Origin of the sequence: Propionibacterium ruminifibrarum, from assembly GCF_900289195.1 — a bacterium.
Lineage (GTDB): Bacteria > Actinomycetota > Actinomycetes > Propionibacteriales > Propionibacteriaceae > Propionibacterium > Propionibacterium ruminifibrarum.
The window spans coordinates 23969-45289 of sequence record NZ_OMOH01000013.1 but is presented as its reverse complement, the minus strand read 5'-3'; the positions used below and the strand labels follow the sequence as shown (position 1 = coordinate 45289).

The following is a 21321-nucleotide window of genomic DNA, read 5'->3' as shown; positions in this document are numbered from 1 at the left end:
CCACCTGGGCGTCGAGCGCACCCCGGGTCCGCGAACGGGCGGACTGTTCTACGCTGGGCCGCACCCGCCGAAGGAGACCATGCCGCCATGAGCACCGATACCGCGCTGAACGACCGCATCCGCGGGGCCGTCCTCGGCTCCGCCTGGGGTGACGCCTGGGGGCGCCCCACCGAGTTCTGGGGTTTCGAGCAGATCGAGCAGGCCGACCCCGCCCCGAGCGACCCGCTGGTCGTCTCGGACGACACCCAGATGTGTCTGGCGACGAACACCGCGCTCACCGGCCTCATCGCCTCCGACGAGGGGCGGCGAGCGCTGCTCGCCCTGCCCGCCGGCCGGGGCTGGGATGTCGTGCGCGAGGCCTTCGCCCACCGGTACATCGCCTGGCGCTCCGACCCGGACAACGACCGGGCCCCGGGCAGGGCGTGCCTGGCGGCCACCGGGAAACTGGAGCTGCTGGCCGCCGCGGGCGGCGCCCGGAGCTGGCGCGAGGGCGCGCTCGGCAACGACTCGAAGGGCTGCGGCACGACGATGCGCGCCCCGTGGACCGGGCTGCTCGGGCTGCCCGGGCCGGTCACGGCGGCGGCCTCGTTCGCCCAGTCTCAGATCACCCACGACCACCCGATGGGCTGGGTCGCGGCAGCGGTCGTCGCCCTGCTCGCCCAGCACTGCCTGGCCGTGGCCGAGCCGGCCCGGCTCCGGGGTTTCGGGCTGGTCGGCGCGGCCGAGCGGGCCGTCGAGGTGGTGCGGCCGCTAGCCGGGCTCGGTTCGGCCGCCGAACGCGCGGGGGTCGAGGCCGCCTGCGACGAGCTGGCCGCATGCTTCGCCAGGGTGCGGGCGCTGTGGGGCGAGTTCGCGGCGGACAGGGGCGACCCCTGCCTGTTCTTCGGGCAGGGCTGGGTGGCCGACGAGGCGCTGGTCACCGCGACCGCCGTGACGCAGCGGGCCATCGACGCCGGTGACCCGGCCGACGCGGTGCGCCGGCTGGTGCACACCGGCGGCGACTCCGACTCGATGGCGATCCTGGGCGGCGCCTTCGTCGGCGCCGCCTGGGGCTTCCGGGAGCTGTGGGCGGGCCTGCCGGTCGAGGGGCACTTCGAGCCGCGCTACGAGCGGGAGCTGGCCGAGGCCGTCGTCTCGATCGAGGCTGCGCGGGCCGCCCTCCGGGGCGCGGCCTAGCCTAGCGTCCCTTGGACGACACAGGCCATCTTGCCGGGTGCAGCCAACCAACCCCGGATTTACCCCTGCATCTCGTGAAAGGCCTCACCACGGCATGGTTCTTGAGTAACCTCCTTGGAGGTGCTCGGCAGCTCGCATGGGCGTGTCCTCGGAGTTCTGTGCGGCCCGGTTGGCAAACAGGAGACGCGACGTGCCCATGGGGATCGCGGGGCCTGTGGACGACCTGAACGAACTGCGCAAGCCTGCCGAAGTTCCGGGTTCGGAACAGGACCGGCACGGTAGTGAGGACATACCATGGCCATCTCCGCTCTCGACGATCACGGGAGCCGGCAACCCGCCGGCACGATGGCCGGTCGGCCCCGCAGGTCCACGATCCAGATGACCAGAACCCGGGTCGGCGTACTGCGCGGCACCCGCACCGGCGCACTCCTCGCCACCATCGCGCTGGTTGCGCTGGCCGCGCGGTTCCTTGCCAAGGACATCATCGTCTCGGGTGATCCCCTCGCGACCATCGCCTGGTTTGTCCTTCTCACGCTCGTCGTCTGGGCCATCGGCGTGGTCCGTCACCGGAAACTCAACCCGGAACACCGGAGCAACCGGTTGACCGCGCCGGCCATCATCGCCGTGCTGTCAGTCGTGGCGCTGGGCGCCTGCATCTGCAGCTCGGTGGAGCTGGCGTCCGAGTCCGGTTTTCTCCTCGGCCACCCGGTCGCCATCGGAGCCGCCTGCCTTGGCTTTGGCACCCTCGCCATCACGGACCTGCTGCTGCGCACCCACCCGGCACGCCATCGGAGAAGCACGCACGACATCGCCCACTGGCGCCCACTGGCCTCCGGTGACACCTCCCGCACCGCAGCCACCCTGAGCTGCCTCATCACCCTCACCCTGATCCTGACCGTGGCACTCACCCCCCTCTGGGCGACCCGGCCGATCCAGCAGACAGCACCCGAACCGGCGCAGATCCCCGCCGTCCCCGCCACGGTGGCCGGAGACCTCGCCTGGACCCTCGACCTCGACACCGACCACGGAATCGACACGATCGCCGCCGGGGCGGCAGGTCCCGTCGTCGTCGCCGGTGGCGAGATCTACGGCCTCGACCCCGCCGACGGATCAACCCGATGGACCTACGGGCGCCCCAACGCCGAACTCCTCGACCTGGGAATCTCCAAGGACAAGATCATCACCGGCCCCAATCACCGCTACGCCGCGTTCATCACCGTGACGGGCATGAGCATGTACCCACAGCGAGGACGCGACCCGGAACTACCCGTGCACCGGACACTGGTCACCGTCCTCGACACCCTTACCGGCCGGGTCGCCGCCGAACGCATCTTCACGCGCAAGTCGGTCGGTGAGCTGAGACTGATTCAACTCACCGACACCGCGGCCCTCATCGGCACCGAGGCCATCGACCTGCCCACCGGAAAGACCCTCTGGACACTCCCCGAGCCAGAAACCGCCGGGGGCTTCTACAATCAGGCAACATATGTCGGCCCAGCAGGCCACTCGACATTCATCCTGCTGTCCAACGAATCGGGACCATCCACGACGATCGACCTCACCCTGATCCCCCAGGACGACCCAGACCCGAGACCGGACGCGAGCGGAGTGAGCCTCGACCATGTTCACCGCCCTCTTCTGGTCACCGACGGCTGGACGCTTCGCTACGCAGACGAAACCACCAACGACGAAGGCGGCCCCGCCGCCGCCATCAACATCGATGAGGTGGCGGCAGCAGGCGACCCGGACGATATCCAGGGCATCGACCTCGGCCAGACCAGCGGCCCGGACTACGAGCTGTCACGCACAAGCCTCGTCGCATCCGAATTACTCACCAGTGACGAATCTTCTGAGCCAGAAGACGACCTCTCCGAACCGGAACCTGCCACCGTCTTCGACCCCGCCACCCGCACAGCGAACCCCATCGAACAGTCCGCCGCCGTCGACGTCACGGAGTTCAACCTCAGCTATGACAGCAGGGACCCCACGTCCCCATACGGGCTGCGCTTGACAACGCCTGACGGCTCGGCGAGCAGCCAGGTAGGGATCACCAAGAAGGAATATTGGCACCTGGCGAACCGGTACGGCGCATCCGGCGGACGATTGGACGTGGCATTCGCCGCGGTCCCCGGGGCCGTCCTCGTCCACGTTGAGATCTATGACAGCAGCAGGCTCTACGCCATCGGCTGAACCCGCCCGAGAGACCGGAAACCGCCCAGGCCCGAACAGAACCAGCACAGCCGTGAGGAACCCCATGAACCCCGCCAGCACTGATCGCCCCGAGAAGCAACCCGCCGGCACCGGCATCGGCACGACGACCGACCAGGACACCGGCACAACCAGGAAACAAGCACGCGCCACAACCAAAACCCGGATCGGCGTGCTGCGCGGCACCCGCGCCGGCGCACTCCTCGCCACCATCGTGCTGGCTGTGCTTGCCGTCCGGTTCACACCCTACGACGCCGCGGACAGCACCATTCCCCTCGTACTCGTGGCGCTGTACCTGCCTACCACCCTCATCATCTGGTGGTTCGCCGCGGCAATACCCCGTGACCTCCACCCCGGGTCCTCGGCCCAACGAGCAGCAGGGCCGGTCGTCATCGCCCTGCTGTGGACCGGCTGCACGATCATCTACTACTTCGAACTCGAGCACGCGGCGACCGTGACGGGCTCTGAGATCACCATCCCCGGTTACCTGGCCGCCATCGGAGCCCTCAGCCTGGGCGTCGGTGTCCTCGTCTGCGCCGACATGCTGCTGCGCACCCACCCGGCACGCCGCTCGGGAGGCCCGCACGACATCGCCCGCTGGCGCCCACTCCCCACTGCGGACACTTCCCGCACCGCAACCACCCTGACCTGCCTCATCACCCTGGTCCTGGCCCTGGCCATGGCGCTGGCTCCCACCTGGGCGACCCGGCCGATCCAGCAGACAGCACCCGAACCGGCGCAGATCCCCGCCGTCCCCACCACGGTGGCCGGGGACCTAGCCTGGACCCTCGACCTCGACGACGAGATCGACACGCTCGCAGCCGGCGCGGCAGGCCCCATCCTCGCCGACGGCAGCAGGATTCTCGGCCTCGACCCCGCCGACGGGTCAACCCGGTGGACCTACCACCGGCCCAACGCCCAGCTGCTCAACCTGCCCGCCCCGAGCACCGGCATGGCGACGAGGATCATGACCGGCCCCGACCGCCGCTATGCCGCGTTCGCGGCCCAGGCGTCGGGGCCCATGGGACTGGGGATGGAATCATGGTATGCCAAGAAGCAGGTGGTGGTCACCGTCCTCGACACCCTCACCGGCCGGGTCGCCGCCGAACACACGCTCGCCGGGCAGCTCGCGGCCGAGGCGACGACGGTTCCCGCCACCCAGCCGATCCAGCTCACCGACACCGCTGCCCTCATCGGCACCGAGGCAATCGACCTGGCCACCGGCACGACCCTGTGGACACTGCCCGAGTCGGATGCCGCCGGGACCACCGGCACGCCCGCACACGTCGGCCCGGCGGGCCACTCGACATTCGTCCTGCGCAGTGAGCCGGGATCAGACATGGCCACCGATCTCGTCCTGGTGCCCCAGGACGACCCGGACCGAAGAACCCACCTCAGCACGGTGGCCACCAGCGCCAACCGGCCCTTGATCATCGACGGCTGGACGATCCACTACACCGACGAACCCACATACGCCGAGGGCAGTCTGGCGGCGGCCATCAACCTTGACGAGGTGGCGGCCGGCGGCACCGACGGCGTCCAGGGCATCGGCCTCGGCCGGACGGTCGGCCCGGATCTCGTACGGTCCCGCACGAGCCTTGTCACGACCGCTCCACCCACCGAGCGTGATGACGCCATACCTCAACCCGCCGCCGTCTTCGACCCGGTCACGCGCACCGCGAGCCCCGCCGGGCGATCCACAACGGTCGACATCACCACATTCGCCGCAGATCTCGACCGTGAGGAGGGCACGGTCCTGCTGCACCTGGTCTCCGCCGATGGCTCGGTGACCAATGACCTGAAGATCACGGACGGGGACCGCTACAACAACCTGGTGTACCAGAACCAGAACAACGGGCCGGGAGAACGATTCCGTGACGCGTCGCTCATCGCGGCCCCTGGAGCGCTCCTGGTGTTCGTCAAGGGCGAGTACGACGCCAGGATCTGTGCGCTCCGTCAGCCCTGACACCGATCCCGGCCCGGATGCACGACAGGACCAACACGGCAGCAAGGACAGGCACCATGGACTCCACCATCAACGCGAACCAGCACGCCGCCGGCGCGGCAACCAGCCGGGCCGAGAGAACTGCGCCGTCAATGACCAGGGCACGGATCGGCGTGCTGCGCGGCATCCGCGCCGGCGCACTCCTCGCCACTGCCGCCCTGGTGGCGCTGACCGTGTGGTTCCTGCGCCACGACGCCGCCACGAGCACGCCCTTCTGGGTCGTGGCCCTGTATGCGTCCGCCCTCCTCGTCGTCTGGAGGTCCTCCGCATCCGCCGACGGAGATCTCGTCCCCGACGCCGTGGCCAGGAGGGTGACCGCCCTGACCGCCATCGCCGTGTTGTCGGTCCTGGCCCTGACCGTCTGCGCCGGCGCCTCGGCAAGGGCGGCGTCCACTTCCGGCTTCTTCCCCGGTTACCCGGTCACCATCGGAGCCACCTGCCTCGGCTCCGGCGTCCTCGCCGGCGCCGACATGCTGCTGCGCACCCACCCGGCACGCCGCCTGGGAGGGCCGCACGACATCGCCCGCTGGCGCCCACTGGCCTCCGGTGACACCTCCCGCGTCACAACCGCCCTCACCTGCCTCGTCGCCCTGGTCCTGATCCTGGCCGTGGCGCTGGCCCCCACCTGGGCGGCTCGGCCGATCCAGCAGTTCTCACCAGAACCCACCGAACGCGACACCACACCCACCACGGTGGCCGGAGACCTCGCCTGGGCCCTCGACCTCGACGAGAAGGACACGCTCGCAGCCGGGGCGGCCGGCCCCATCCTCGTCACCGGCACCCAGATTCGCGGCCTCGACCCCACCGACGGATCGACCCGGTGGACCTACCACCGCCCCAACGCCGAACTCCTCAGCCTGGGAAACTATGGAGAGATCATCACCGGCCCCGACCACCGCTACGCCGCGTTCAACACCAGGATGCCCCAGAGCATCCTCACACGGTGGATGAAGAGCTCGGTGCGATCCGTGCGCCGGACACTGGTCACCGTCCTCGACACCCTCACCGGGCGGGTCGTCGCCGAACGCACCATCACGAGCGAATCGACTGCCGACTGGGATTCGGTACAGCTCACCGACACCGCGGCCCTCATCGGCACCGAGGCCATCGACCTGACCACCGGAAAAACCCTCTGGACACTCCCCGATTCAGGGGCCGCCCCCAACTACGCCGGCCCGGCAGGACACTCGACATTCATCCTGCACAGGGAGGTGGACACGTCGGTACTCACCGCGTCCCTCGTCCTGGCGCCCCAGGACGACCCGGACCGCACGACGGCCCTCGACGACGTGAGCCTCAACGATCATGACTTCTACCCCTTGTTCATCGACGGCTGGACGATCCGGTACACCGAGGAGCCGACGTACGACGACGGCGGCCCGGCGGCCGCGATCAACATCGACGAGGTGGCGGCAGCAGGCGGCACCGACGGTGTGCAGAGAATCAACCTCGGACAGACCATGGGCCCGGATTACCGCCGGTCTCACACGAGCCTCATCGCGACCGCCTCGGACAGCAGCGTCGCTCGCTCGGTGACGCGGCCCGCCACCGTCTTCGACCCGGTCACCCGTACCGCGAGCCCCGTCGAGCAGTCCGCGACGGTCGACACCGCCAGGCTCGACGCCACCAGTGAGGCCGCGCGCCGCGCGCGTGTGCTGCAGGTGCACATGACCTCCCCCGATGGCCCGGTGACCGCTGACGTGGCGGTCAGCGATGACGAGTTCGAGGAGCTGTGCCGGGCGGCCAGCCGGAACGATCGGTCCGACACGCAATTCTTGGACGCGACGGTCTCCGCGGTCCCGGGAGCGATCCTGGTGCGCGTCGAGCTGACGTGGCCGTTCTCCGTCAACAGGCTCTACGTGCTCCGCTGAACCCGCCCAAGAGACCAGACACGCCCAGGCCCGAAAGAACCGACCCAGCCGGGAGGAACCTCCATGAACCCCGCCACCGCTGATGGCCACGAGAAGCAACTCGCCGGCACCGACACCAGCGCGACAACTGACCAGGACACCGGCAAGACCGAGAAACCAGCAGCCGCTATGTCCAGAACCCGGTCGGCGTGCTGCGCGGCATCCGCGCCGGCGCACTCCTCGCCATCGTCGCCCTGGTCGTGCTGGCCGTCCGGTTCTTGGCGCAGGACATCATCGTCACGAATGAGCCCCTCGTAACCGCTGTCTTGTTCGTGCCCGTCACTCTCGTCATGTGGGGCTTCGGCGTGACCATCTCCTGGGATCTCGGCCCGGGCCCCAGAGGAAACCTGGCGACCGCACCAGTCATCATCGCCGTGCTGTCGATTGCGGCCATGGCCCTCTGCACAGGCTGTTCGGTACGGGTGGCCGCTGATTCCGGGTTCTTCCTCGGCCATCCTGTCATCATCGGGGTCGTCTGCCTGTGCTCCGGCGCCCTCGCCATCTCGGACCTGCTGCTGCGCACCCATCCCTCGCGTGACTCGGGTGGCCCGCGGGACACGGCCCATTGGCGGCCACTCCCCACTGACGCCACGTCCCACACCGCGACCGCCCTCACCGGCCTTCTCAGCGTGGTCCTCGCCTTGGCCGTGGCACTCGTCCCCACCTGGGTGGCACGGCCGATCCAGCAGCTCGCCCCCAAACCGCCGGAGATCCCGGCCATGCCCGCCACGGTGGCCGGAGACCTAGCCTGGACCCTCGACCTCGACGAGGACGTCGACACGATCACCGCCGGGGCCGCAGGCCCCATCCTCGCCGACGGCAGCAGGATTCTCGGCCTCGACCCGGCCGACGGGTCGACCCGGTGGACCTACCACCGGCCCAACGCCCAGCTGCTCAACCTGTCAGCGTCAAACGTCCGCACACCGACCAGGATCATCACCGGCCCCGACCACCACTACGCGTCATTCGTGACTCTGGCGCCGGAGGACAGCCTCAGACGTCAGGGAAGCAGTTCGAGACAATGGACCCGCGCGACGCTCGTCACCGTCCTCGACACCCTCACTGGGCGAGTCGTCACCGAACGCGCACTCGCCATGGATGCCACTGCAGAGGGCAAACCGATCCCCGGCACCCAGCCGATCCAGCTCACCGACACCGCTGCCCTCATCGGCACCGAGGCAATCGACCTGGCCACCGGCACGACCCTATGGGCCCTGCCCGAACAAAAAACCACCAGCTCCGACCCGTCTGCGTACGTCGGCCCGGCGGGCCACTCGACATTCGTCCTGCGCAGTGAGCCGGGATCAGACATGGCCACCGATCTCGTCCTGGTGCCCCAGGACGACCCGGACCGAAGAACCCACCTCAGCACGGTGGCCACCAGCGCCAACCGGCCCTTGATCATCGACGGCTGGACGATCCACTACACCGACGAACCCACATACGCCGAGGGCAGTCCGGCTGCCGCCATCAGCATCGACGAGGTGGCGGCAGCCGGCACCGCCGGCGTCCAGGGCATCGACCTCGGCCAGACCATCGGGCCAGACCTTGCCCTGTCGCACACGAGCCTCATCGCAAGCATGTGGCCCAGCGAGGACAGGATCGATCCCCAGGAACAGCCCGCCGCCGTCTTCGACCCGGCCACCCGCACCGCGACCCCCATCGAACTATCCTCCGCAGTCGATGCCACCACGTTCGACATCACCAAGGACTACGAGGACTCCGCCTACGTGTACCGACTGCACCTGGCAGCACCCAACGGCTCGGCGAGCAGCACAACAGAGATCACCATGGAGGAGTACAACTGTCTGGAACGGATGAACCGGCGCAACACGGTGGGTGAACGATTCGAGGGGGTGGTACTCGCCGCCGTCCCCGGGGCGGTCCTCGTCTATGTCAACCTGCCGTCAAGCCGACCAACGCCCAACCGGCTCTACGCCCTCCGCTGAGCACTCAGCCCTGCCAGCCGCCCCGTTCGGCCCAGCTGACGTCGTCGTGGTCGAGCACGGTCCAGTCGCCGTTCTCCCCGCGCAGCAGGCGGCTCACGCCGCCGTTGTGGATCGGGGCGGTGAGTTCGGCGCCCAGCCGGTCGACGATGCAGGCAATCGTCACGCCGCTGCTCACCACCAGCACCCTGGGCGTGTCCCCCGGCGAGGCCTCCGTCTCGGCAATCTCGTCGAGTGTCGCCAGGGCCCGGTCGGCCGCCTGCCTGACGTTGTCCGACGGGTAGTCGGTGTCGGGGTTGGTGCGGCTGAAGACGTCGTAGATGTCGAGGAGGGTGTGGCCGGCATCGAGGGCCTCCTGCACCGAGGCGACGCCCAGCTCCCGGAACGCGGCCTCCCACATGAGCTTGTTCGGCATGCCCTCCCAGGCACCGAAGGACATCTCGCGCAGGCCGAAACGCGAGATCGGCTGCAGGGTGGAGCCCATGCCGGCGAGCAGCGAGGTCATCGTCTCGTGGTGGCGCAGCATGTCGCCGCAGTAGGCGGCCGTGAAGTCGATGCCGGCGCTGGCGAAGGCCCGGCCGATCGCCTGGGCGACGGCGAAGCCCCTGGGCGTGAGCGGGGTGCCGCACCAGCCCTGTACGCGGTCGAGCTTGTTGAACCAGGTCTCGCCGTGGCGTACCAGGTAGATCTCGACGGGCCCCTTGGTCTCGGTCATGTCGGTTCTCCTTCGTCGGTGCCCTCGCCGGGGCGCCGGGTCGTCTTCCGAGCGCCTGTCTGGTTACGGGGCGGCCCGGCGCTCCAGGGCCGCACCGGGTGCCGTCAGGCGGCGCGGCCGTTCTTCGCCCAACTCATGTCGTTGACGGTCGCGGCGCTCCAGCCGGAGGCGTCCCGGCGCAGCAGGGCGACCGCGCCGTTGCCCACCCGGTTCCTCGGCGGGAAGCCGAGCGCCGTGAGCACGCAGACGACGGTGATGCCGCTCGTCACGACGAGGACGCGGGAGCGTTCGCGCAGACCCGCCTCGGTGTCGGCGATGTCGTTGAGGGCGACGACCGCGCGGTCGGCGACGGCCGCGGTGTTCTCGGCCGGGTAGTCGGGGTCGGGATTGGTGATGCTGATGCCGTCGTAGACGTCGACGAGGCGAAGCCCCCTGGCGAAGGCCTCCTCGTCGGTGCTGACGCCGAGGTTGTCCCAGCAGGCCCGCCACATGTCCGGGTCGAAGCCGCCCTCCCAGCCGCCGAAGGACATCTCGCGCAGTGCCCGGAGTTGGGTGACGGGCAGGGGCGAGCCCATGGCGTCGAGGACGCCCTGGGCGGTCTCGTGGTGGCGAACCATGTCGCCGCTGTAGGCCGCGTCGAGGACGATGCCGTCGCCGGCGAGCCCGCGCCCGAGCGCCGCGGCGAGTTCGTGGCCGGCCTCGGTCAGCGGGGAGTCGCACCAGCCCTGCACGCGGTCGCGCTTGTTGAACCACGTCTGCCCGTGCCGCGCCAGGTAGATCTCGACGACGCTGCCAGTGGTCGCGTTCACGCTGCGGGTTCTCCTCGCTCTGTCCGGCCCGCATCCGGCATGCGGGCCCTGCCCCAACGATAGGCGAGGCGCCTGCAGACGTGTGGCCTCCAGCCGTTCGCGTCGACACAGCCTGCTCCTGCATCGCCTGCTCGAGGCATCGGTCAACTGGGATGACACCGTGTCCTGGCTCGCTATCGCTCGCGCCGGCATACGCCGCAATCGCAGGGCGAATCGAGGGGCCCTGCACCTGGCCAACACCGAGCGCTGGGAGAAGTGGGTAGAGGCCCAGGATGCCTCCGCCATGAGGGAACGCATGTGCGCCGAGGATGAGGACTCCTGCCAGCTCCGCGAGGTCTCTCCATGGCGGGCCTTCTCACCGCTGTCCAAAGGCAAGCCATCATCGACTGGGAACGCGAGCATTATGCGTCGTGATGAGCTTCACCACGCCATCGGCGCCGCATGCGCAATCATCGGCCGGAACGAAGTGATCATCGTCGACTCGCAGTCCATCCTCGGTTCATTCGGGGAAGACGAGCTTTCCAAGCAGGCTACGGTGCTGCGTTCGACTTGATGGCGGGCAAGCGCCATGCCCTCCCCACGCGAACGGCTCGTTTCCCTGGCGGCCTCGGCGTGTGGCTTCACTGTGCACGAGTGGTCGCACCTGCTGGAACCTGCTCCCCACAAGCACGAAGACCACTTGGTGATACGGCGCCTCCGAATCGCCAACAGCGGTAGAGTCCGTCGTGAGACATCCCCGACAGCCTCGTCTTCGCGTGGTCGCCGACGACCTTCGTGATGCGGGGCCCGGTAAACCACCGATCCACCGCGGGCCCCGACCCGGGCCCGCGCCCCAGGAGGACACATGCCCGCTGTCACAACCAAGTACGACGCGCGAGGGCCGGTGTTCATCTCGTACCGTCACTCAGATGGGGAGAAGATCGCCGACCGACTGGCCTGGCTGCTGCGCGCAGCGGGCATACCGGTCTGGCGTGACAAGGAGGACCTCACCACCGGTTCCATCGAGGCCCGTATCGAGGAGGCGATGGGCAATGGACTGTCTGGTGGCGTCCTCGTCGTGACTCCCGACGTCGAGAACAGTGAGATCATTCAGACGCTGGAGGCCACCGGCCTGCTCGATCTCCTTGAGAACAACCAGAAGTTCTCGCTGACCCTCGTCAATGCCGTGTCAAACGGTGAACGACTCGACATTAATGAACCGGACAGGGTGCTCCGCAAACCAGAGGGCACATTGTCTGAAATCATGCAGTTCATGGCAAAAAAGGGCCCTGATGGGAAGACCTTTGATGGCTTGAAGGATTCGGACCAGAAGCAATTCATCACCGCCTACGTCAAGGATCACCTCGCAGCGCTCGCAGCCGACACCGACGCGATCGAACTGAACATCGAGACACGGCCCGATGATTCGCCGAACTCGTCACGGGCCAAGCACCATTTCGACATGGTCCTGCCCGATTCGGAAGATGAGCCCATCCGCCGGCAGAGCCTTGAAGACCTTCAAGCCGTGCTGGGGATCGTCCGTGGTGCCATCGCGAACCACGGCGCCTCACTGTTGAGGGTGAGCGGACATGCACACCTGTCCGTCGCGTTCGCCCTGGGCGCCCAGTTCCCGGAAACCCTGATCGGGCGTGCGGAGGTCACCGACAACTGGAACAAGGTCTGGCCCAGCGGACCCGCCGGTACCGGCGAATTCGTCACCGAAGTGGCATCTGGCGAAGACAACCCGTCTGAATCTGGCGAGCTCGCCGTCTACGTCGACCTGCGTGACGATATTAGTAACAAGGCCTTCAATGGCTTCCTCGACACGATGAAGGGACGCCTGCGCGCATGGAGTCATCTGCGACTGGCACAGCCTGGCTGGATAGATCCTCTGGACGGGGCTGCGATCGCGAAGCAGATCACCGACCACATTCGTGCCATGTGCGGCGCCCATGGGATCCCTCATGTGCACCTCTTCCTGCGCGGACCATATGCAGTGGCCTTCCTCATCGGTCGGTTGGTCAACACGCTCTCTTTCACCGTGTACGAGTACGACAAGAACACGGCACAGTACGTCCCTGCGCTGGATGTGACCACCGCGCGGGCCGGCGGTGTCATCAAGGAGGTCCTCGCACCCGAGCCCACCGAACAGTCCTGAGCATCGAGGCGAGAACCATGTACGCCGTCCTCCTCGACGTCAACAGCAAGCAGCGCTTCATCTTCGAGTCCCCGCGGCTGCGGGAGAGCATCGGCGCCTCGCACCAGATCACCGATCTCGAGTCCTGGGTAGCCTGTGCCCTCCCGAAGAAGCCGGATACCGATGATCGGTGTGAGACCAATGATCATCAGTGGGTGTCGCGTTCCTCGGGCAGGGTCATCGTCACCGTCGACGACGAGACCGAGGCCAGGAACATCATCCGCGATGTCACGCTGCGGGCCTTCGGCAAGGCGCCGGGAATGGACGTCAGTGGCGTCTACGTGAAGACGGGTTCTGAGTACTTCGGGGCGGGCGACCTGCGGGCCCTCAACGAGGCCGCCGCCGAGTACGCCCTGCGGCGGCCTCCCGCCGACGGCCGGTTCGCCCGGATGCCCTTCCTTGCCGGGGCCAGCGACTCGGCCCTGCCGGCCGCTCCCCCGCTGGACCAGGACGACGAGCCCCACGAGGACAGGAAGGAGCCCTACTCGCTGCCCTCACGTCACAAGAGGCTCCCCGTGCACGCGGCGCGTTCGAAGCTGCTCAAAGACCTGGCCCCCACGGGGGCGGACGAGAAACTCGCCCGCGACCCGACCAGGCTGGAGCGGATGCTCCAGCCCGACAACGAGGACGACTCCCAGGGCGGCCTGTCGAAGGTCGCCATCGTCCACATCGACGGCAACGGCGTCGGGGCGATCATGCGTGATCTCGCCGCCGCCATGCGCCGCGTCCCCTGCGAGGAGTTCACGCAGGCCGTCAAGTGCACACCCGATGACGCCGACGCCCTTCGGAAGTTCACCCTCGCCGTCAACGAGAACCTGGACCGCGCCGTGCGCCAGGCCTGCCGGCTGGCCTGGCGCGATGTCGCCGGCTGGGCCGAGAAGGACGCCGTCACGGCTGGCAGGGAGTACAAGGTCATCCCCGTCGTGCCCGTGCTGCTCGGCGGTGATGACGTCACCGTCATCACGAGCGGCGACTACGCCCTGCCGTTCGCCGCCGCCTATCTGCGTCACTACGAGCAGGCCACTGCCGCCGACCCCCTGCTCAGGCACCTCGGGGACCACCCCGACGGCCAGACCGGGCCGATGACGGCGGCCGCCGGTGCAGCCGTGGTCCGATTCAAATTCCCCTTCCACCTCGCCTACGACCTGGCCGAACGCCTCGTCGACGAGGCCAAGGAGGTCGGCAAGACCGCTTCCCCATCGGTCTCGACACTGACCTACCACGTGCTGCTCGACACCACGGTGCTCGACCCCGAGGAACTGCTCGCCGCCTACGGGCGGCTCAGCAACCGGCCCTTCGTCTTGCGATCCGACACCGCCGGCTCGTCGCAGGGTCTCGCCGGGCATGCCGCCTGGCCGGAGGTCTGTGAGCAGGTTCGCCTCTTCGCGGGCGCGATCTCGCAGAACGATGACGACCGGCAGGACGGCTTCCCCCGCACCCGGGCCGCGCGCATCCGCGCGATGATGTCCAACGCCGCCCAAGCCGAACTCGCCGGGAACACCGCGGAACACGACCGGCTGCTGGAACAGGCCGAGGACGAGTGGCGAGATGCCGAGGACCATTTCCCGGATGCGAAGCGGCTCGGCGGAAAACGGGCCATGTTCGACCTCATGGATCTGACCGATCTGCTCCCCGCCTCGTACCTGGACGACCCGCTGGGCACGGCGTCCCCGCCTCCTTCCGGGGCCAGGAAGCCATCGGCCGCGGATCACTCGACCGTTGAGGAGGGCCGGGCATGAGCCGTACGTCAGCGCCCCCGCAGCCAGGGGCACTGGAGTTCCCCGTCACCGTCGTCTTCCGCTCCGACTGGGGTGTGGGCACGGGCACCGGCATCGCCGGCGGGGTGAATTCCGTCGTTGAGAAGGACGCGAACGGCCGGCCGGTGGTGCGTGGCACGGTCCTGGCGGGCGTGGTGCGCGAGCAGGCCGCCACCGCGGCCCGCGCCCTGGACGAGGCCCCTCGTGGCCCATGGCACGACTTCACCACCGCCCTCTTCGGCACGCCCGAGTCGCCGCGGCTGGTGAGCTTCACCGACGCGACCGTCCCCGACGACGACCCGGACGTCGCCGTGCACGAGGTGGTCTCGCTGTCGATCGACGAGACCACGGGCACCGCCAAGAACGATTTCCTGCGCTTCTTCGAGCGGGCGGCCGCCTGCACCCTCCGCGGCCGGGTGAGCCTGTCGCAAACCGATCTGCGTGGACGCCCCCTCACCTGGGAGGCCGACCAGCGGGAGGGCGCCGAGCTCATCCTGGCGCTGTCGGGGCTCCTGGTGCGCGGTATCGGCTCCAACCGCTCCGACGGGGACGGCCTGTGCGACGTACTCATCAGGGACGCCGTTGACGCCCCGCAGGCCAGGGAGTGGTGCCGCACCAGGCTCAAGGAGTGGACGGGGCCCGCACCCACCCCGCCGACCGCCGCTGACCGGGGGTTCACCGCCCCGCTCCTCACCCCAAGCCGTGTCACTGCGGCGGGTGATCCGGGCTTCGTCGGGGCAGACCTGGTGTTGAGGCTCCTCACCCCGGTGGTCTCCTACGAGGTGCCGCTGTCCAACGAGGTGCGCTCCCTGGACTTCCTGCGCGGCACGGTGCTCCTGCCCTGGGTGCACCGCCGGCTGCGGCGGGCCTTCCCCGATGATGAGATGGTGCGCGACGCCGTCGTCGCCGGTGACCTGCTCGTCTCCGACGCCACCGTGATGGCCCAGGGCGTGCGGGGCCTGCCGGCACCGCTCGTCCTGACCAGGCCGAAGACCCCCGACCAGGGGTCCGCGGTCCTGCCGATGCGCAATCCGCTGTTCGGCGCCTCATCCGCGGCCAAGGACGCGGACGGGGCGCAGGTGCCGGTCCGTTCGGGTTATGTCTTCCCCGGCGTCGTCCCCGCGGACGCACCCGCTGGGATGCCGTCGGCCGGGTCCCTCGGTGCGCCCGCCCTGGTGGGGCGCCAGTCCACGGCCCACGACCCGGCCACCGGCGCCGCGAGCCAGGGCCGGTTGTTCCTGGTGCGGGCGCTGCCCGCCGGGCTGCGGATGGGGGCGTCCGTCCTCGTGTCGCAGCGGCTGCACGAGCACCTCGGCGAACGCCTGCACGAGGCGTTCCCCGCCGGTGAGCCGGTGACGGCCCGGCTGGGCTCCCGGCGGATGGGCGGCTCCTACGGCCGCGTGGAGTGCCGGGCGGGAGACTTCGTCCCGGCCCGTCCTGACCGGCCGGCCTGGGACGGGGACGGCGCGACGACGCTGTGGTTCACCTCTGACGTCCTCGCCAGATCCGGGGCCCTCGGGCCGGGCGGCACCGTGTCCGATCTGCTCGCCGCCCTTGGCCGCGGGGGCGCCGACGTGGAACTCGCCAGGGCCGAGGGCGCGCTCGCCGCCGGGGTGCGGCACCGCCGCGTGGACTCCTGGTCCGCCGCCGACCAGCAGCCGCGCGCAACTCGCGTGGCGGCCCGGGCCGGTTCCGTGCTGCGGGTGCAGCCGGTTCCCGGCGCTGACCCCGGCGCGGTGATTGCCGCGCTGGCCCGGCTCTCGGTGACCGGTTTCGGGGAGTTGACAGCGCAGGGTTTCGGTCGATTCGTCCTCGGGCACGAGCTGCTGGGCCGGCAGGACTTCGGCCTGACCCGGCTTTCCCAGCAGCACCTTCTGAGCGGTGACGGCAACGACCAGAAGGCCGGCCCGACGGCTGAAGGAGGCCTGCGATGAGGACACGCTACGAGTTGACCGTTCACCTGGTGACCCGTTCGCCGCTGCACTCGGGCGGCGTCGACGTGCCGGTGGATCGTTCCCGCAGCGGATCCGACCGGGAGGCGGAACCCCGGTGTTTCGCCCGTGACGGGCACGGGAACCCGGTCATCACGGGCCGATCGGTCAAGGGCGCCCTGCGGGCGGCCTGCGAGCGACTCGCCGGTGACCGGATCGGGGGCCTCGGGCTGTTGTGGGGGAACCAGGACCGCGCCGCTGCCCTGACCTTCCACGCCATCGAGCTCGACAAGACCGCGGTCCTCACGGATCCGGCGGGCACCGAGGGCGACGAGGGCCGGAGCCCGCTCGCACGGCGCACCGGTATCGCCGTCGACCGGTACTGGGGCACCGCCGGGGACACGGCGCTCTTCGCCCACGAGTACGTGCCGGCCGGCAGGAGTCTCACACTCACGATCACCGCACAGGCCGGCACGTCCGATGGGGTGTCGCCCGTCGGGGGCGGTGCCCCGCAGCAGGGGGCGAGCCCTGAGCAGGTCGAGCAGTTGTTCGGTCTCATCCTGGGCCTTTTCAAGGCCGGGCGCGTTGGTTTCGGTGGGCGCCGCAACGCCGGCTGGGGCCGCGTCGAGCTCGACGGCGACGAGGCATGGCTGCTGACCAGGAGCGAGCTCGGCTCGCGTGAGGGGCTCTTGACGTGGCTGGCAGGCGGGCAGAACATCACCGAACGCATCAGGCCCGCGGACTGCTCGGGTGACGAGCGGGCGCGGATCAGTATCGGCTGGGACAGCCCGAGCGGGATCCTCGTCGCCGAGCCTCGCGAGAAGAAGGCCAATGAGCCCGCCGAGGAAGCCGACCGGGAACCAGCGGACGGGGAGCCGTCCTCGAATGAGACCGAGCCGACCAGGCCGCTGCGCTGCGGCCCCGGCAAGAACGATCCGCTGGTGCTGCCCGGCAGCTCGGTGCGCGGGGCGCTGCGGTCCAGGGCCTCACGGATCGCCCGCACGGTGCTCGCCGCCCGGGACATGCTGGGTGACCAGCACGACTGGTCCGAGACCGGCGTCCATGATCAGCTGGCCAATGATCCCGTGCTCGTGCGCGACCTGTTCGGCAGCACCGAGCACCGCGGCGCCCTCACCGTCCTCGACACCCTCGCCACCGGTCACGTTTCCGGACGGAGGATCACGCACAATGCCGGGGACCGGTGGACCGGCGGTGCCGCCGAGGGCGCCCTGTACAGCGAGGAGGTGCACGACGTCGACTGGAACAGCATCGACCTCGAACTGGATCCGGGCATGCTCCCAGAGGAAGCCGACCTGAACCGTCGCAGGGCCGCATGGTGCCTGCTGGGTCTGACGCTGGCCGAACTCGCGGCGGGCACCCTGCCGCTGGGCAGTCGTGGCACGCGGGGCCTGGGGCAGGTGCGGGTCACCCGGATCCGTGTCGAGGGCGGGACGGGGATCGTCGGAGAGCCCTGGGATCTTCACGACGAGGGCTCCGAGCCCCTGCCGGAGCAGATCCTGGCCCGGCTGAGGCAAGTCCAGATCGAGCCGAACCCGGCCGCCGGCGACGACGGCTGGACCGGCTGGTCGTCCTATCTCGTCGAGGGGGAAGACGCATGATGTCCAGCACCGAGAAAGCCGAACCGGTCCTGCTGGAGGAGGGCCATCTGGCCTCCACGCCCTTCACCGAGGACTCGCTGGGCGAGGCCTTGGCGCGACTCACCGGCAACGCGCCACAGTGGCAGGGCATCGCCTATACGACGGCCGGGGCCCGCTCCGTGCGTGCGGCCTCTGCCGGGGCCCTGATGACCAGGCTGGATGGGGCCGACCACGAGGTACCACTGGGCACCGTCTACGAGCTGCGGCTGTGGGCCGTGGGACAGCAGGCGCTTGACGGGGCGAAGGCCCGTGAACTGAGGTGGCTCAACGGCTCGGGCTCGGCGGAGATCTCCGTGCACGAACAAGCCCCGGCAGCCGACCAGAACTGCTGGTTCCGCACCAACAGTTATCTGCAGCACAGCGACATAGCGGATCTGGACAAGAAACCGAGGATGACGAGCGTCGAGGTGTTCGTGCAGGAGGAAGACTACGGCAATGTCGTCTTCACCGACGAGCTGATGACGGGAAGGTGGGCCTGAGATGGGTGAGTTCAAACCGTTCCACTCGGCGGTCAACAGGATTCCCGTGCTGCGCCAACCGAGTCAGCAGATGGCGGGCAAGGATCTGTTGCCGAAGGATCTCTTCAGCGATGGCCCGGCCACCGGCCACGACCACCTGGCCGCCGATCGCTGGTCGGGATCGATCGACCTGGAGATGACTGTCCGCACGCCCCTGGTCTTCGGGGAGCAGGAGGATGGCGAGATCAGTCTCCCGATGGTGGACGACGACAAGCTCGTGGTCCCGCCGACGATGGTCAAGGGCATGATCTCGCGGGCCTTCGAGATCCTCACCTGCTCGCGGTTCCGCGTCTTCGGCGCCGTCGAGAACACGTCCGGACTCCGGGGGAGCAAGAACGACCACTCCCAGCGGCTGACCTACCGGGCTGATCCCGCAGCAGCCAACAACCTCTTCCCCGGCCGCATCTGCACGACCACTGACGGAAACTTGGCTGTGGAGATCCTTGACGGCAAAAACAGTCAGTTCCGCAGCGCCCTGATCCGCGATGACGCGAGGAAGGGACATGGTGACATCGTCCGCGACAACCATCCCGAGATCTCGACCGGCCCCGGCAATGTCATCACCCAGAATCAAGTTCTCCAGAGATTCCGCAGCCTGACCCCTCACGGGCAATGGACAAGGGTCCGCCTCACAGAATGGCAGAAGGGAAAATCTGGCAGGCACCTCATGGTCACAGGCGTGTGGAACGGTGAGGACCTCGAGAACTTCTTCACCATCACTGGCGCGAACAGCGTGCGGACTCTCGACGTGTGGGGATACCCGTGCCGGACGAGCCCAGACGGCAAGACCTCACGTGAACTGTACGATGAGAAGATCTATGAACGTTTCTTCTTCAAGGCGGACACGAACGGGGAGCCTCTCACCGGGAGCATTCTTCCTCTCAGCGCCAGCCATGTAGACGGGTATGCCGAGGTCCTTCGCACGTACCGCGAGCAGAGAGAACAACCGGGCGGTGACAAGCATGTGCTCAACCGAGCCGCATCCGTTTCAGACTACATGAGTGAAGGCGATCTCGTCTTCGTCCAGTTGTCTGACGCAATCGACCCTGACAAACCAATGTCTCCAGGCATCGCGCAGGTCGTGGACGTCTTCCCGACAATGGTCGGCCGCCGTCCTTACAGCAAGTCCCCTCGAGAGCTGGCCGCCGCCCAGAATGTCCTACCCGTAGCAAAAAAGGTTGAGGCGTCGGCTGCTGACAGGGTTTTCGGCTATGTCGTGCCCGAAGCTGGCGCGGGTGCTACTGGCGGGGACGTCGCCTCACGAGGACATCTCTCCTTCGATAAAGTCGATACCCCTGCCCCCGACGATAACAAGACGCCCCCGATGCGGCTCGCACCGTTACTGTCCCCAAAGCCGAGTTCGGCTCGCCGTTTCCTCACGATGAGCCGTTCTGGCGAAACACCAAGGAACGACGATTCCGAGCTCGCGCGGAACGAGTTCTTTTCAGCGAATCATTCTCTCGGAGCCGCCGCCTATCCGGTGCATCGAAAATTACTGGACCGTAAAGGCTTTCCAAGGGAAGGAATCACTTCTACCCAATCAGCCGGCCTGGACCATAGCAATGAGGCCGTACGAGTGACGGCGCGGTCGTGGGGTGGAGGTGGGCAGCGTATTGCGCTGTACGATGAGATTCACCAATCTGAGCAGAGAGGAGCTTGGCGCACTGATTTGGCTGCTGACCCCGGAAAACTTGGTGCCAGCGAGCGAGAAACAAAAGGATCCACGCGCCATCGGTTTCTTGCGCATGGGGATGGGTAAGCCATTTGGTCTTGGCGTTGTGGAGACAAGAATTGCCAAGAATGGTCTACGTGCAGTTAAAAATGAAGAGCTCGCAAGCGACTATGTGAATTTGAATGGCTGTCTTGGCAGCGTGACATCACCAGCCGAGATCGCGGAATTCTCTTTACCGAACGGCAACAACCTCCCGAAGACTCCTTGGGTGAAGGCCTTGCAACGTGCCGCGTTCGGCTACAGCGATGGCACCGAGGTTCGCTATATGACCCTTGATGAGAACAAGGAGAACAACAAGAGCGACTCAAAAACTGGCAAGCCGAAAGACAAGCGAGGCCTGTCGCCCGTCGACTTGGCCGCTAACACTCCGACGCCGATTATCATCCCCAGGCCAAATAAACAGCGCCGCAGACACAACTCTCACTAGCATAAGCATACTGAATAACGGTGGGGCTACATCATATGATGTAGCCCCACCGTTATTCATTTAACCAGATTAAAAGCAGAAAACGTAAGGCGAACCCGAAATCTCAATGGAGCCCCATCTGAGTAGATGGGGAAATCAGGAGCACCAGTCGATGACGTGGTACGAGCTGAAGTCTCAATGGAGCCCCATCTGAATAGATGGGGAAATGCGAGCAGGGCTGGGACGTCACCATGCGCATCGACGAGTCTCAATGGAGCCCCATCTGAATAGATGGGGAAATACGCACCCGTCAGACGCAACCGTGGGGACATGCCACTGTCTCAATGGAGCCCCATCTGAATAGATGGGGAAAT

The 21321-nt window shown here is 67.9% G+C and carries 15 protein-coding genes; 13 read left to right on the top strand and 2 right to left on the bottom strand.

Features of this window, described 5'->3' with window-relative positions; genetic code table 11:
* The first annotated feature begins 87 nt into the window (after positions 1-87).
* From PROPJV5_RS11585 to PROPJV5_RS11565, 5 genes are all read left to right on the top strand, one after another.
* Positions 88-1176 carry an ADP-ribosylglycohydrolase family protein gene (locus tag PROPJV5_RS11585; RefSeq protein ID WP_119716530.1) on the top strand — a complete coding sequence of 363 codons (1089 nt, stop codon included), beginning with the start codon at positions 88-90 and terminating at the stop codon, positions 1174-1176.
* Between the two features lie 294 nt (positions 1177-1470).
* Positions 1471-3366 carry a PQQ-binding-like beta-propeller repeat protein gene (locus tag PROPJV5_RS11580; protein WP_119716518.1) on the top strand — a complete coding sequence of 632 codons (1896 nt, stop codon included), beginning with the start codon at positions 1471-1473 and terminating at the stop codon, positions 3364-3366.
* 64 nt (positions 3367-3430) lie between these two features.
* On the top strand, positions 3431-5350 hold the full coding sequence (locus tag PROPJV5_RS11575) for a PQQ-binding-like beta-propeller repeat protein (protein WP_119716517.1): 1920 nt from the start codon (positions 3431-3433) through the stop codon (positions 5348-5350).
* 56 nt (positions 5351-5406) lie between these two features.
* Positions 5407-7260 carry a hypothetical protein gene (locus tag PROPJV5_RS11570; RefSeq protein WP_119716516.1) on the top strand — a complete coding sequence of 618 codons (1854 nt, stop codon included), beginning with the start codon at positions 5407-5409 and terminating at the stop codon, positions 7258-7260.
* A 188-nt stretch (positions 7261-7448) separates the two neighbouring features.
* The gene (locus PROPJV5_RS11565; RefSeq protein ID WP_119716515.1) at positions 7449-9248 is read left to right on the top strand and encodes a PQQ-binding-like beta-propeller repeat protein; all 1800 of its coding nucleotides are present in this window, start codon (positions 7449-7451) and stop codon (positions 9246-9248) included.
* A gap of 4 nt (positions 9249-9252) precedes the next feature.
* Here the strand turns inward: PROPJV5_RS11565 and PROPJV5_RS11560 are convergent, their stop codons facing one another.
* Together PROPJV5_RS11560 and PROPJV5_RS12610 are read right to left on the bottom strand one after the other, a co-directional pair.
* On the bottom strand, positions 9253-9960 hold the full coding sequence (locus PROPJV5_RS11560) for a histidine phosphatase family protein (RefSeq protein WP_119716514.1): 708 nt from the start codon (positions 9958-9960) through the stop codon (positions 9253-9255).
* A 104-nt stretch (positions 9961-10064) separates the two neighbouring features.
* A complete protein-coding gene (locus PROPJV5_RS12610; protein WP_182858706.1) occupies positions 10065-10769 on the bottom strand; it encodes a histidine phosphatase family protein in 705 nt (234 codons plus the stop codon).
* An 82-nt stretch (positions 10770-10851) separates the two neighbouring features.
* Between PROPJV5_RS12610 and PROPJV5_RS12605 the strand changes: the two genes are divergently transcribed.
* The 8 genes from PROPJV5_RS12605 (at position 10852) to PROPJV5_RS12600 (ending at position 20968) form a co-directional block, all read left to right on the top strand.
* Positions 10852-11322 carry a hypothetical protein gene (locus PROPJV5_RS12605; protein WP_182858705.1) on the top strand — a complete coding sequence of 157 codons (471 nt, stop codon included), beginning with the start codon at positions 10852-10854 and terminating at the stop codon, positions 11320-11322.
* A gap of 291 nt (positions 11323-11613) precedes the next feature.
* On the top strand, positions 11614-12906 hold the full coding sequence (locus PROPJV5_RS11550; protein ID WP_119716512.1) for an SAVED domain-containing protein: 1293 nt from the start codon (positions 11614-11616) through the stop codon (positions 12904-12906).
* Between the two features lie 17 nt (positions 12907-12923).
* Complete coding sequence (locus PROPJV5_RS11545) at positions 12924-14684, top strand: Cas10/Cmr2 second palm domain-containing protein (protein ID WP_119716511.1); 1761 nt, start codon at positions 12924-12926, stop codon at positions 14682-14684.
* A complete protein-coding gene (locus tag PROPJV5_RS11540) occupies positions 14681-16636 on the top strand; it encodes an RAMP superfamily CRISPR-associated protein (RefSeq protein ID WP_119716510.1) in 1956 nt (651 codons plus the stop codon). The genes PROPJV5_RS11545 and PROPJV5_RS11540 overlap by 4 nt, the downstream gene beginning before the upstream one ends.
* On the top strand, positions 16633-18252 hold the full coding sequence (locus PROPJV5_RS11535; RefSeq protein ID WP_119716509.1) for an RAMP superfamily CRISPR-associated protein: 1620 nt from the start codon (positions 16633-16635) through the stop codon (positions 18250-18252). The genes PROPJV5_RS11540 and PROPJV5_RS11535 overlap by 4 nt, the downstream gene beginning before the upstream one ends.
* Positions 18249-18770, top strand: a complete 522-nt coding sequence (locus PROPJV5_RS11530) for a hypothetical protein (protein ID WP_119716508.1) — start codon at positions 18249-18251, stop codon at positions 18768-18770. The genes PROPJV5_RS11535 and PROPJV5_RS11530 overlap by 4 nt, the downstream gene beginning before the upstream one ends.
* Position 18771: 1 nt before the next feature.
* On the top strand, positions 18772-20568 hold the full coding sequence (locus PROPJV5_RS11525; protein WP_119716507.1) for a hypothetical protein: 1797 nt from the start codon (positions 18772-18774) through the stop codon (positions 20566-20568).
* Entirely contained in the window at positions 20555-20968 is a 414-nt protein-coding gene (locus PROPJV5_RS12600; protein WP_182858704.1) for a hypothetical protein, read from the top strand. The genes PROPJV5_RS11525 and PROPJV5_RS12600 overlap by 14 nt, the downstream gene beginning before the upstream one ends.
* Positions 20969-21321 lie beyond the last annotated feature (353 nt).

Bases quoted from the DNA above. Each gene is read 5' to 3' on its own strand.
- PROPJV5_RS11585 (WP_119716530.1), top strand. From the start codon at position 88: ATGAGCACCGATACCGCGCTGAACGACCGCATCCGCGGGGCCGTCCTC.
- PROPJV5_RS11580 (WP_119716518.1), top strand. From the start codon at position 1,471: ATGGCCATCTCCGCTCTCGACGATCACGGGAGCCGGCAACCCGCCGGC.
- PROPJV5_RS11575 (WP_119716517.1), top strand. From the start codon at position 3,431: ATGAACCCCGCCAGCACTGATCGCCCCGAGAAGCAACCCGCCGGCACC.
- PROPJV5_RS11570 (WP_119716516.1), top strand. From the start codon at position 5,407: ATGGACTCCACCATCAACGCGAACCAGCACGCCGCCGGCGCGGCAACC.
- PROPJV5_RS11560 (WP_119716514.1), bottom strand. From the start codon at position 9,960: ATGACCGAGACCAAGGGGCCCGTCGAGATCTACCTGGTACGCCACGGC.
- PROPJV5_RS11550 (WP_119716512.1), top strand. From the start codon at position 11,614: ATGCCCGCTGTCACAACCAAGTACGACGCGCGAGGGCCGGTGTTCATC.
- PROPJV5_RS11545 (WP_119716511.1), top strand. From the start codon at position 12,924: ATGTACGCCGTCCTCCTCGACGTCAACAGCAAGCAGCGCTTCATCTTC.
- PROPJV5_RS11540 (WP_119716510.1), top strand. From the start codon at position 14,681: ATGAGCCGTACGTCAGCGCCCCCGCAGCCAGGGGCACTGGAGTTCCCC.
- PROPJV5_RS11535 (WP_119716509.1), top strand. From the start codon at position 16,633: ATGAGGACACGCTACGAGTTGACCGTTCACCTGGTGACCCGTTCGCCG.
- PROPJV5_RS11530 (WP_119716508.1), top strand. From the start codon at position 18,249: ATGATGTCCAGCACCGAGAAAGCCGAACCGGTCCTGCTGGAGGAGGGC.
- PROPJV5_RS11525 (WP_119716507.1), top strand. From the start codon at position 18,772: ATGGGTGAGTTCAAACCGTTCCACTCGGCGGTCAACAGGATTCCCGTG.
- PROPJV5_RS12600 (WP_182858704.1), top strand. From the start codon at position 20,555: ATGGGGATGGGTAAGCCATTTGGTCTTGGCGTTGTGGAGACAAGAATT.